This window comes from Streptomyces sp. NPDC096205, assembly GCF_044763135.1.
Classification (GTDB): Bacteria; Actinomycetota; Actinomycetes; order Streptomycetales; family Streptomycetaceae; genus Streptomyces.
Genome location: NZ_JBIWFS010000001.1, coordinates 169,858 through 181,806 on the forward strand (window position 1 = coordinate 169,858; position 11,949 = coordinate 181,806).

Annotated in this window: 8 protein-coding genes; all 8 read right to left on the reverse strand. The window is 73.5% G+C overall.

Annotation, left to right across the window (positions count from 1 at the left end; translation table 11 throughout):
* Positions 1-13: 13 nt before the first annotated feature.
* Positions 14-856, reverse strand: a complete 843-nt coding sequence (locus ACIQ6Y_RS00775) for a hypothetical protein (RefSeq protein WP_404030891.1) — start codon at positions 854-856, stop codon at positions 14-16.
* A complete protein-coding gene (gene rfbD, locus ACIQ6Y_RS00780) occupies positions 835-1,743 on the reverse strand; it encodes a dTDP-4-dehydrorhamnose reductase (protein ID WP_404030894.1) in 909 nt (302 codons plus the stop codon). Before rfbD ends, ACIQ6Y_RS00775 begins: the two co-directional genes overlap by 22 nt.
* A complete protein-coding gene (gene rfbB, locus ACIQ6Y_RS00785) occupies positions 1,740-2,705 on the reverse strand; it encodes a dTDP-glucose 4,6-dehydratase (protein WP_404030896.1) in 966 nt (321 codons plus the stop codon). The genes rfbD and rfbB overlap by 4 nt, the downstream gene beginning before the upstream one ends.
* A 42-nt stretch (positions 2,706-2,747) precedes the next feature.
* The gene (locus ACIQ6Y_RS00790) at positions 2,748-3,815 is read right to left on the reverse strand and encodes a glucose-1-phosphate thymidylyltransferase (RefSeq protein WP_404030898.1); all 1,068 of its coding nucleotides are present in this window, start codon (positions 3,813-3,815) and stop codon (positions 2,748-2,750) included.
* A gap of 92 nt (positions 3,816-3,907) precedes the next feature.
* Positions 3,908-4,756 (reverse strand): C40 family peptidase, encoded by an 849-nt coding sequence (locus tag ACIQ6Y_RS00795; protein WP_404030901.1) that lies wholly within the window; start codon positions 4,754-4,756, stop codon positions 3,908-3,910.
* A 228-nt stretch (positions 4,757-4,984) separates the two neighbouring features.
* Positions 4,985-8,698: a helix-turn-helix domain-containing protein gene (locus tag ACIQ6Y_RS00800; RefSeq protein WP_404030904.1), complete on the reverse strand. Its 3,714-nt coding sequence runs from the start codon at positions 8,696-8,698 to the stop codon at positions 4,985-4,987.
* 167 nt (positions 8,699-8,865) lie between these two features.
* Positions 8,866-9,240 carry a hypothetical protein gene (locus tag ACIQ6Y_RS00805; protein WP_404030906.1) on the reverse strand — a complete coding sequence of 125 codons (375 nt, stop codon included), beginning with the start codon at positions 9,238-9,240 and terminating at the stop codon, positions 8,866-8,868.
* Between the two features lie 174 nt (positions 9,241-9,414).
* Positions 9,415-11,859: a SpoIIE family protein phosphatase gene (locus tag ACIQ6Y_RS00810; RefSeq protein ID WP_404030908.1), complete on the reverse strand. Its 2,445-nt coding sequence runs from the start codon at positions 11,857-11,859 to the stop codon at positions 9,415-9,417.
* Positions 11,860-11,949 lie beyond the last annotated feature (90 nt).

Sequence of the window (11,949 nt, forward strand, 5' to 3'; positions counted from 1 at the left end):
CGCCCGGCTCTTCTTACGAGGTCTTGGCGCTGGGGGTGCCGTAGCGGGCCTTGAGGACCCGCTTCTTGTTGGTGCCCTCGGCGTTGACGCCCTTCTCGATGATCACGAGGTTGTGGAAGAAGTGGACCGCCCGGATGTTGCGGTCGAAGTAGGAGGGCTCGTAATCCTCGTCCACGAACTCCTCGTAGTTCAGGCCGTCCACGAGCTGCTTGAGGACGCCCATGCTGGTGTCCTTGGCGTCCAGGTCCTCGCTGCCCATCCACTCCGGCCAGTACGAGCTCTGGGTGTCCTCGACCGCGTAGATCCCGCCGTCGCTGAGCAGCGGGAAGAGGGTGCGGAACGTGGTGATGACGTGCGGGCTGCGGTGGCTGCCGTCGTCGATGATCACATCGATCTTGCCGATCTTCTCGGCGATGGACAGCAGCGAGTCGGGGTCGGACTGGTCGCCGATGTAGGTGGTGATCCGGTCCTCGTCCACGAAGGACTTGTCCTGGATGTCCATGCCGTGGATCTGCGCGTTCGGGAAGAAGTGCTTCCACATCCGCAGCGAGGCGCCGCCCTCGCCGGGCCGGTTGTAGCCGCCGATGCCGATCTCCAGCAGGTTGAACTCCGCGTTCTTGAGGTGCTGGAGATAGCGCTGGTAGTGCTGGGCGTACTTGTGGCCGCCCCACTTGTCGGTCTTGAAGTGGGTGGCGAGCTTGCACAGGTCGTCGGAGATCGCGGCGACACCCGTGGGCTTCTTCGGGGGCGCTGGCGGGGTGCCGAACGTCCGCTGCCTGACGCGGCGCAGTGCCTGCCAGCCGCGCTCGCCGACGACGGGCTTGACGGTCTTCCTCACGACCGACTTGATCGACATGCTGCGGATTCTCCCTCTGTGGTGGTGACGCCGAAGGACGGGAACGCGGCTGCCAGCGCTTCCCGCCAGTCGCGGATGGGGGTGAGGCCCGCCTGCCGCAGGCGGTCGTGGCCGAGCGCGCTGTACGTGGGGCGCGGGGCGGGCCTGGGGAAGGCGGAGCTGTCCACGGGCCGTACCCGCTCCGGATCGGCGCCCGCGTGCCGGAACACCTCGCGGGCCAGGCCGTACCAGGTGGTCTCGCCGGAACTGGTGGCGTGGAACACGCCGCTCAGGCCGGGCCCGATCAGTGGCCCGAGGTCGGCGAGGAGTTCGGCGACGTCGACGCTCCAGGTGGGCTGGCCGCGCTGGTCGTCGACGACGTCGAGCGTGTCGCGGCGGGCCTGAAGATCGAGCATCGTACGGACGAAGTTGCGGCCCGTGGCGCCGTACAGCCAGGCCGTGCGGACGATCGCGGAGGTCTCGGGGAGTTCGGCGAGGACGGCCTGTTCGCCGGCGAGTTTGGTGCGGCCGTAGGCGGTGCGCGGGTCCGGGGGGTGGTCCTCCGGGTAGGGGGTGGTGCGGGCCTCGCCGGAGAAGACGTAGTCGGTGGACAGGTGCAGCAGCCGGGCACCGGTCGTGGCGCAGGCACGGGCGAGCCGGCGGGGGCCTTCGCCGTTGATCAGCAGGGCCGTCTTCTCGTCGGTCTCGGCGTCGTCGACGGCGGTGTAGGCGGCGCAGTTGACCACGATGTCGGGGCGGTGGGCGGCGAGCGCCTCGTCCACCGACTCCGGCCGGGTGATGTCCAGGGCGGCGTGGCCGAGGCCCGTCACGTCCTCGCCGCGCCGGGTGAGGGCGGCGACGGTGTCCTGGCCGAGCATGCCGCCCGCGCCGGTGACGAGCCACCTCATCGGCGCTCCTTCAGCGGCTCCCACCAGGCGCGGTTGGCGCGGTACCAGTCGACGGTCGCGGCCAGGCCCTCGGTGAAGTCGTGGCGGGGCCGGTAGCCGAGTTCGGTGCGCGCCTTGGTCCAGTCGACGGAGTAGCGCAGGTCGTGGCCCTTGCGGTCGGTGACATGCTCGACCATCTCCCAGCCGGCCCCGCAGGCCTCCAGGAGCAGGCCGGTGAGCTCCTTGTTGGTCAGCTCGGTGCCGCCGCCGATGTTGTAGACCTCGCCGGGGCGGCCCTCGGTGCGCACGAGTTCCACGCCGTGGCAGTGGTCCTCGACGTGCAGCCAGTCGCGGACGTTGAGGCCCTCGCCGTACAGAGGGACCTTTCTGCCGTCGAGGAGATTGGTGACGAACAGCGGGACGACCTTCTCGGGGAACTGGTGCGGGCCGTAGTTGTTGGAGCAGCGGGTGACGCGCACGTCGAGGCCGTGGGTGCGGTGGTAGGCCAGGGCGAGCAGGTCGGAGGAGGCCTTGGAGGCGGAGTACGGGGAGTTGGGGCTCAGCGGGTGGGTCTCGGGCCAGGAGCCGGACTCGATGGAGCCGTACACCTCGTCGGTGGAGATGTGCACGATCGGGCCGACGCCGTGGCGCAGGGCCGCGTCCAGCAGGGTCTGGGTGCCGAGCACATTGGTGCGGACGAAATCGGCGGCGCCGTCGATGGAGCGGTCGACGTGCGACTCGGCCGCGAAGTGCACGATCTGGTCGCTCTCGGAGACCAGCTTGTCCACGAGCGGGGCGTCGCAGATGTCGCCCTGCACGAACCGCAGCCGTGGGTGTTCGGGCGGCAGGTTGTCGAGCGTGCCGGCGTAGGTGAGCTTGTCCAGCACCGTGATGTGCGGGGCGTCCGGCCCGTCGTCCGCCAGCAGCATGCGGACGTACGTCGAGCCGATGAACCCGGCGGCGCCGGTGACGAGGAGGTTCATGTGGGGATCTGCACCTTGCTCGGAGCGGGCTGTGCGTGTTGCTCAGGTATGGATCTGGACCGTGCTGTGGTCGCCGAGGACGAGGCGGTGGGCGCTGGGCACGCTGGGTGCCGGGGTCACCTCGACATGGCGGCCGATGAGGGAGTTCTCGATCCGGCCCACCCCGTCGATGGAGGAGTCGCGCAGCACGATCGAGAACTCCAGTTCGCTGTCCTTGATGCGGCAGTTCTCCGCGACGGACGTGAACGGGCCGACGTAGGAGTCGGTGACGACCGTGCCGGAGCCGATCACCACGGGGCCGACGATCCGGGAGCCGATCACGCGCGCGCCCCGCTCGATGACGACGCGGCCGACGGTCTCCGACGCCTCGTCGACCTCGCCGTCGATGCGCCGCTCCATGGTCTCCAGGACGGTGCGGTTGACCTCCAGCATGTCGACGACGTTGCCGGTGTCCTTCCAGTAGCCGTGGATCACGGTGGAGCGGACCTCGGCGCCGGAGTCGAGCAGATGCTGGATGGCGTGGGTGATCTCCAACTCGCCGCGCCAGGACGGGGCGATGGCGCGCACGGCCTCGTGGACGGCCGGCGTGAACAGGTACACGCCGACCAGCGCGAGGTCGCTCTTGGGGCGCTCCGGCTTCTCCTCCAGGCCGATCACCTGCCCGGCGGGGCCGAGTTCGGCGACGCCGAAGGCGCGCGGGTCGGCGACGTGGGTGAGCAGGATCTGGGCGTCGGGGCGGCTGGTGCGGAACTCCTCCACCAGGCCGGTGATGCCGCCGACGATGAAGTTGTCGCCGAGGTACATCACGAAGTCGTCGTCCCCGAGGAAGTCCCGGGCGATCAGCACCGCGTGGGCGAGTCCGAGGGGGCGTTCCTGCGGGATGTAGGTGATCTCCAGGCCGAACTTCGATCCGTCGCCGACCGCCTCCTGGATCTCCTCCGCGGTGTCGCCGACGACGAGTCCCACCTCGGTGATCCCCGCGTCGGCGATCGACTCCAGGCCGTAGAACAGCACGGCTTTGTTCGCCACAGGAACGAGTTGCTTGGCCGAGGTGTGGGTGATCGGCCTCAACCGTGTTCCGGCGCCTCCGGACAGCACGAGTGCCTTCATCTGCTTCACCATAGCGGGGATCAAGGAGGTGAGTGGTCGCCTGCGGTACTTCTCGTGTACGCCCGCCTCCACCCTTGTGTTCGCCCGTCGGGTCAGGGGCAGTCGGGGACGCCGTCCAGCCACGCGGGTCCCTGGATGTAGATGTTGGTGACCCAGGCGCGGTAGTCGGGCAGATAGGACCACACGTCGTTGGTGTAGCCCTCGGCGGTGACGCGCTCGGCGTGCTTCTGGCAGCGGACCCGGATCGTGGTCGGACCGGGGAAGGCGTACACGCGCCTGGCTGCCACGGCCGGTTCGGCCTTGGTCCACACGCCGTTGCCCCAGGTGGCGAAGACGGGCCCGGTGACCGGGCCGGTGTCGACGCGGACGGCCCCGAAGTAGGCGCTGTTCAGGCGTACGTCACTGACCATCAGCTTCGTGCCGGACTGCCGGGCCTCGACCATCCGGCCCGCGCCGAGGTAGATCGCGATGTGCTTGAGGTGGTCGGAGGTGCCCCAGGCGAGCAGGTCGCCGGGCAGCAGCGGGGCGAGGCCCTGGTCGGGGGTGAAGCGCGCGGCGGCGCGGTGGGTGTAGTACTGGGCGCTCGCCACGCCGTTCAGGAGGTCCTCGCCGGTGGCGCGGGCGTAGGCGTAGCGCACCAGGCCGGAGCAGTCGAAGCCGCGCCGCTCGGGGTCGTGCTCGCTGGCCGGGTCCTCGGGGTCGACCTGGCCGTACGTGGGGCCGGGCTGGGGGCCGTGGCCGCCGCCCCAGGAGTACCAGGTGCCCGCGGCGACCTCTTCGCAGGCGGCGGCGATGGCCTGTTCGGCCGCCGGGGAAGCGCCTGAGGCGAGGGGGCGGCAGTCGTCGGCGGCGGCCGCCGTGGTGGCGGGTGCGCCGAGGAGAAGGGCGAGCAGCGCGCCGAGCACGCTGCCGACGAGGGTGCGGCGGATGCGGCGGATCATGCGGAGTCCCCGTTCTCGAAGGTGGCGAGACGTTCCGAACGTGGCGAGACGTTCCGAACGTGGCGAGACGTTCCGAACGTGGCGAGACGTTCCGAACGTGGCGAGACGTTCCGAACGTGGCGAGAAGCCGGTCGACTGTCAGACTGCCGACCGGCGCCCGCTCGTTCCCGCCCGGCGCGTGGTCCACTCGAAAGAGGCAACGGGCAACGCCCGGGAAACCCTCACCCCTCAGGGGGGTTGATGATCCGTCAGGCGCCCCCGCAGCCGGTGGATGTCCCGGAGCCGGGCCCCGGGGTCGAGGTTCCACAGCCGTACGGTGCCGTCGTTGCCGGCGCTGGCCACCGTCCGCCCGTCGGGCGCGAAGTCGACGCCCCACACCGCGCCCGTGTGTCCGGTGAGGGTGGCCCAGGGCCGCCGGGCGGCCACGTCCCACAGCCGGACCGTGCCGTCGCCGCCGCTGCTGGCGAGCCGGTGGCCGTCGGGCGAGAAGGCGAGGCCGCGCACGGAGCCCGCGTGGCCGGTGAGCGCGGCCGTACGGCGGTGTCGGCGCAGGTCCCACAGGCGTACGGTCCCGTCGTTGCCGCCGCTGGCGAGGACGCGCCCGTCGGGGCCGAAGGCGAGGCCGCGCACGGCGCCGGTGTGGCCGGTGAGGACGGCGCGCGGCCGGTGTGAGGCCACGTCCCACAGTCGTACGGTCAGATCGTCGCTCGCGCTGGCGAGGGTGCGGCCGTCGGGGCTGAAGGCGACGTCGTTCACGAAGTCGGTGTGGCCGTGGAGGACCTCGGGCGGGCGGTGTCCGGTGAGGTCCCAGAGGCGGACGGTGCGGTCGGCCGAGGCCGAGGCGAGGGTGTGGCCGTCGGGGGCGTAGGCGACGGCGAACACGCTCTGCCGGTGCCCGCGCAGGGTCGCCACCGGGCGCCGGGCCGCCACGTCCCACAGGCGGATGTCGCCGTCGGAGCCGGCCGAGGCGAGAGTGCGGCCGTCCGGGGCGAAGGCGACGGCGAACACGCTCTGCCGGTGGCCCCGCAGGGTCGCGACCGGGCGCCGGGTCGCCACGTCCCACAGCCGTACGGTGTGGTCGGTCCCGGCGGCGGCGAGCAGCCGGCCGTCGGGGCTGTGGTCGGCGCGGGACAGCTCGGTGAACGGGCGTGCGGTCAGCGCCCGGCCGCGCAGGTCCCACAGCACCACCGACTGGTCGAACCCGGCGGTGGCCAGCCCGCGTCCGGCGGGGTCGACGGCCACGGACAGGACGTAGTCGGTGTGTCCGGCGAGGGTGGCGACGGGGCGGGCGGCGCGGACGTCCCACAGCCGGGTCGTGCCGTCGCCGCCCGCGCTGACGACCGTGGTGCCGTCGGGGGTGTAGGCCACCGCGTTGACGTCGTCTCCGTGCCCGGACAGGGTCGCGGTGGTCCTGCGGGTGGCGAGGTCCCACAGTCGTACGGTGCGGTCGGTGCCGCCCGTGGCGAGGGCGTGCCCGCCGGGCGCGACCGCGAGCCCGAGGACCTCGCCGGTGTGCCCGCGCAGCGCGGCGAGCGACCGGGCCAGGTCCGGGTCCCACAGGCGTACGGTGCCGTCGGCGCCGGCGGACAGGAGCCGGTGCCCGTCGGGGGTGTAGGCAAGGGCGTTGACGTCTCCCGCGTGCCCGCCGAGGACCGCCTCGCGGCGCGGGTCGCGGCCGGTGCGCCAGAGCTGGACCGTCCCGTCGGCGGCGGCCACGGCGAGCCGGGCGCCGCGGGGGTCGAAGGCGAGGGCGCGGGCGCCGGTGGTGGCGGGCAGGAGCCGCGGCGGTGCGGGCGAGGCCGGGTCGAACAGTCGGACGGGCCCGGTCGTGGAGGTCGCCGCCAGCAGCCCGCCGTCCCGGTCGAAGGCCACCGCGCGGATGCGTCCGGGCACCCGCAGGGTGGTGACGACATGGCGGTCGGACACGCGCAGCAGTCGGACGGTGCCGTCGGAGCTGCCGTCGGCGAGGAGGCGCCCGTCCGGGGTGAAGGCGACCGTGTTGACGGGGCCGCGATGGCCGGTGAGGCGCGCGGAGAACAGCTGGGCCTGGGTGCTGAGCAGGGCGCCGCGGGCCTCGGCGCCCTGGTCGGCGCGGTAGGCCTCCTCGGCCAGCAGCATCGACGCCTCGGGGCGGCCGCCGGCCAGGGAGATGGAGCGTACGGCGAGGGCCTGGGAGCGGGCGGCGCGTTCATGGGCGAGGGCGGCCGTGCGCTGCTGGTGGGCCAGGGCGCCGGCGGTCACCGCGAGACCGAGGAGCACCGCGAGGGTGGCGAGCAGGGTCTGCCGCAGTCGCGTCTGGCGGTGTGCCTGCCTCCTTCTGGTGTCCTCCTCGGCGAGCGCCGCCGCCAGGAACGCCTCCTGCAGCGGGCTGAGTCCGTCGGCCTCGTCGGCCCAGGCGCGGGCCGTCTCCAGGCGGCTGCCCCGGTAGAGGGCCGACGGGTCGTGGCCCTCGCGCTCCCACTCGGCCGCCGCGTGGGCGAGCTGCTGGTGGACCAGCAGCCCGGCGCGGTCGGCGTGGATCCAGTCGCGCAGCCGGGGCCAGGCGTGCAGCAGGGCCTCGTGGGCGATCTCCACGGTGTCGTGGTCGACGGTGATCAGGCGGGCCCGCACGAACGCGTCCAGGGCCCGCTCGGCGCCCTCCGCGTCGGCCGGCAGGGCCGTGAGGTCGGCGCGCCGGGCCCGGCGGCGGGTCGGCCCTGCCTCGTCGGAGACCTGCACCAGACGGGACAGCAGCCGGCGCACGGTGCGCTGTTCGGCCGGGTGGAGCCCGGCGAAGACGCTCTCGGCGGTGCGGGCGACGGCGCCCTGGATGCCGCCGGTGCGCTCGTACGCGGCGACGGTGAGGGCGGCGCCCTCGCGCTGCTGCCAGGTGGAGAGCAACGCGTGGGAGACCAGGGGCAGGGCGGCGCTGGTGTCGGCGTCACGCAGCAGGAGGGGGACGAGGCCCGGTTCCAGGGGGATGCCGGCCAGTTCCGCGGGGCGGCTGATCGACTCGCGCAGTTCGTCGGGGGTCATCGGCGGCAGGACGAACAGACCGTCGGTGAACACGTCCGCCAGTTCGGGCAGTTCCAGGCACCGGCCGGCGAAGTCCGCCCGTACGCCGAGCACCACGAGCGCACCGTCGTCCGGGGGCGTCGCGAGGTCGGTGAGGAGGCGGACGAAGGAGCGTCGTTCGGTGTCGTCGGCGCAGAGGGTGAACAGCTCCTCGAACTGATCGACGATCAGGACGGGTCGGACGGGCGGCGGTCGGCGCTCGGCCCGGGGTGCGGGGACGGCGGCGGCGCGGACGGCGGCCAGCAGCGCGGCCGGGTCGGGCGTCAGCTCCGGGACGCCGAGGGTCTTGGCGGTGCGTTCGAGTAGTTCCTCGACGGGGCGGGCGGTGGGGGTGAGGGTGACCACCGGCCAGCGGTCGGCGCCCGGCATCGGGAAGCCCCCGGCCCGGCCGAGGGCGGGCACGAAACCGGCGTTGAGCAGGGAGGACTTGCCCGCCCCCGAGGGGGCGACCAGCAGCAGCGGGCCCTTGCCGACGCGCTGGAAGGCCCGTTCGACCAGCGCGGCCGTGGCCCGCTCCCGGCCGAAGAACCGGGCCGCGTCCTGCGGGGTGAACGCCGACAGCCCCCGGTAGGGGCAGGCCGGCTCGTCGGGGCCGGCGTCCGCGCGCGGCTGTTCCACCAGGCGCAGCAACTCCCCCTCGGCGCCGAGGATCCGGTCGCAGCTGCGGGCCACGTCGACCGTGGCGCGCTTGGCCCCGGTCTCGATCTTGCTGAGGTAGCCCTTGCTGTAGTGGGTGCGGCGGGCCAGGTCGGCGAGGGACAGGCCGCGCTGCTGTCGTAGTCGTCTGAGCTGGGCGGGGAAGGAGGCGGTGGTCTGTGCGGGGGCCTCCGGTGTGCCCTGGTCCCCGCCCGCCGGGTCCTGCTGCTGGTCCCCCAAAACGTCCCCCATGGCATGGTGCGTCCACGTCGTGAGACAGCGGACGCCCAGGCTACTGCGGGGGACTGACGGACCGGCACGCCATTCACTCCAAGTGGCGAAAAGCGGGAGGGCGTCCGCAGCCGCCGTACGCCGGCTGCGGACGCCCCGCTCCCCCATGGCGGAACGTCAGGGCCCGGTCACGGCCGGTTCAGCCGTACCGAGTTGATCGGGGTGAGGTCGGCGTAGACGGCCACGCCCGCGGCGATGGCGTCGCCGCAGCCGCCGCCGTTGTACTGGGTGCACAGGTTGGCGGTGGCCCCGCCGGTCTGGTTGTTGTAGACCCAGTGGTGGCCGACCTGGTTGCTGAGGTTGTGGGCGCCGTAGCTCCAGAAGACGTCGGTGGGGTTGACGCCGGGGTCGGTCTCCGGGTCCTGGCCCTCGGGGTAGATGCAGACCGCGCCGTCCGGGCAGCGGTCCCAGTCGGCGGGCCGGGCCTCGGCGGCGGAGCCGAGGGCGAGGACGGCGGCCGTGGCGGTGACGAGTGCGGCGGCGCCGCGGATCTTGTTGCGCATGTTTCCCCCTTGCGGGTCTCCTGCGTGTTCGCAGGCCGTGCTTGTCGGTCGCCATCAGCCTGTCCCGCCGGCCGGGCGGGGTCGACGGGTTGCCCGTCGCCCGACCGGGCACGGCTCGGGAAACCCTGTGTGACCTGGAGTTTCACCGAAGGGAAGGCAACCGCGGGAGGGTGGTCACCGGTCGAGGGCGACCTCGCACCACACCTGCTTGCCCCCGCTGACCGGCAGGGTGCCCCAGACCGCCGACATGGCCTCCACGAGGAGCAGCCCGCGTCCGCCGGTGGCCTCCCAGCCGATGCTGGTCGGCTTGACGGGCGTACGCGGTGAGGCGTCGGCGACGGCGATACGCAGCCGGCTGTTGATCAGGGTGAGGTCGAGGCGGACCTGTCCTTCGGTGTGCACGAGGGCGTTGGTGACGAGTTCGGAGACGATCAGCAGGACGGCGTCGGCCTGGTCGGCGACGCCCCAGGCGCGCAGGGTGCGCCGGGTGAAGCGGCGGGCGTGCCGCACGGCCTCGGGGACGCGCCAGACCGTCCAGCTCTCGCGCAGCGGTCGTACGGCCATCCCGTCGTAGCGCATCAGGAGCAGGGCGACGTCGTCGCTGCGGTGGGCGTTGCCGAGCAGGGCGTCGGCGACGAGGCCGAGGTGGGCGGGGTCGGTGGCGGTGAGGTCGGCCGCGAACCGGGCCATGCCGGCGTCGATGTCGGCCTCGGTGGACTCCACCAGGCCGTCGGTGGTCAGGGCGATGACGGTGCCGGGCTGGAGCCGCAGCGGGCTCATCGGGAAGTCGGCCTGCCGTTCCACGCCCAGCGGCAGTCCGCCCTCCGCCTCGGCGATCTCGGTTCGGCCGTCCGGGTGACGCAGCACCGGGGGCAGGTGTCCGGCACGCACGCTCCAGGCCGAACCTTCCTCCAGGTCGACGTCGACGTAGCAGCAGGTGACGAAGAGGTCGGTCTCCAGGTCGACGAGGAGCCGGTTGGCGTGGGCGACGACCACGTCGGGCGGATGGCCCTCGGCGGCGTAGGCGCGCAGCGCGGTGCGCATCTGGCCCATCAGGGTGGCGGCGGCCGCGCTGTGGCCCTGGACGTCGCCGATGACGAGGGCGACATGGTTGTCGGGCAGCGGGATGACGTCGTACCAGTCGCCGCCGACCTCCAGCCCCGCGGTGGTGGGCAGATAGCGGGCGACGGCCTCGGCGCCGGGGAGTTTGGGCAGGCGGCGCGGCAGCAGCTGGCGCTGGAGCATGCCGACGAGTTCGTGCTCGGCGTCGAAGGCGCGGGCGCGCATGAGGGCCTGTCCGGTGAGGCCCGCGGAGGCGGTGAGCAGGGCGCGTTCGTCGGCGCCGAAGTCGTGCGGGCTGTCCCAGCCGATCAGGCAGGCCCCGGCCATGCGGTTGCCGGCGGGCAGCGGCAGCACGGCGAGTCCGCCGGGGCCGACCTCGGCGAGGGCGGGCTCCAGGGCGGTCCCGGCGGGCCAGATGCGGGCGCGGCCCTCGTCGAGGGCGGCGGCGAGGGTGGGCATGGCGCGCACCGGCGCGTCGGGCCACTCGGTGCGCCACTCCAGGCGCCACAGCTCGGGCCAGGACTCGGGCTCGGGCGGGTCGAGGACGGTGACGACGAGCCGATCGCCCTCCAGTTCGGCCAGCGCGATGCGGTCGGCGCGCAGCGGGGCGCGCAGCGCGGCGACGACGGCCTGGCCGACGTCACGGACGGTGCCCGCGGTGGCGAGGGCCGCGGCGAGCCGCTGCACGCGGGCGACGTCGGTGACGTCCGAGCGCAGGGTGGAGGCGTCGGCGACGGTGCCGACGAGCCGGGCCGGCTGTCCGTCGCCGCCGGGCAGCAGGCGGCCGCGCAGCCGCAGCCAGCGGGGCCGGCCGGTGGGCTGGAGCACCCGGAACTCCAGCTCGCGCTCGCCGATGGTCATGTGGTCGGCCTCGGTGACGCTCATCAGCGCGGGCAGGTCCTCGGGGACGGTCAGGCCGAGCAGGGTCTCGACGCGGCCGTCGAACTCGTCCCGGTCGAGCCCGAACAGCTCCAGGAGCTGGTCGCCGACCTCGACGCGGCCGCTGTCCATGGCGAGGACGAACCCGCCGGGGCGCAGCTCGCCGCTCTCGGCCTGTTCGCCGGGGGCGGGGCAGGAGACGGCGTCGGCGACCAGCTCCAGACAGGCGCGGTCCTCGGTGTCGAAGCCGCCGGGGTGTTCGGTGACCGCGACGAGGCAGCCGCCGTCGCGGTCGCGGTCGGTGGGCAGCGCCGCCAGCCAGAAGCCGCCCGCGGGGGTGCGGCGGGCCTCGGGGGCGTCGGCCAGGTCGGCGGGGCCCAGCCACAGCGGCCGCCCGCTGCGGTGGACGTCGGCCGCCGGGGAGCGGCCGGTGAGCGGGTAGCCGTCGCGCAGGCCGTACAGGGTGCGCGGGACGCCCACGGACTCCACGAGCCGCAGCAGGTCGTGTTCGGCCGAGCGGGTGTAGACGGCGGCGAAGGTGGCGCCGGCGAAGACGAGGGCCGCTTCCAGGACGCGGCGCAGTCGTTCGGGTGCCTCGATGTCGGTGGTGAGCGCCTTCAGGGCGATCTCGGCGCGCGAAGCCCTGCTGCCCCGTCCCTCGCCGCCCTCACTGACCACGTGGGTATTACAGCGCGGATCACGCGCCTGCGCAGCCCCTGCGGACGTTCCGTGGAGCCGCCGGGAAGGGCGCGCTCGAAAGGGCTCGAA

Bases quoted from the DNA above. Each gene is read 5' to 3' on its own strand.
- ACIQ6Y_RS00775 (WP_404030891.1), bottom strand. From the start codon at position 856: ATGTCGATCAAGTCGGTCGTGAGGAAGACCGTCAAGCCCGTCGTCGGC.
- rfbD (WP_404030894.1), bottom strand. From the start codon at position 1,743: ATGAGGTGGCTCGTCACCGGCGCGGGCGGCATGCTCGGCCAGGACACC.
- rfbB (WP_404030896.1), bottom strand. From the start codon at position 2,705: ATGAACCTCCTCGTCACCGGCGCCGCCGGGTTCATCGGCTCGACGTAC.
- ACIQ6Y_RS00790 (WP_404030898.1), bottom strand. From the start codon at position 3,815: ATGAAGGCACTCGTGCTGTCCGGAGGCGCCGGAACACGGTTGAGGCCG.
- ACIQ6Y_RS00795 (WP_404030901.1), bottom strand. From the start codon at position 4,756: ATGATCCGCCGCATCCGCCGCACCCTCGTCGGCAGCGTGCTCGGCGCG.
- ACIQ6Y_RS00800 (WP_404030904.1), bottom strand. From the start codon at position 8,698: ATGGGGGACGTTTTGGGGGACCAGCAGCAGGACCCGGCGGGCGGGGAC.
- ACIQ6Y_RS00805 (WP_404030906.1), bottom strand. From the start codon at position 9,240: ATGCGCAACAAGATCCGCGGCGCCGCCGCACTCGTCACCGCCACGGCC.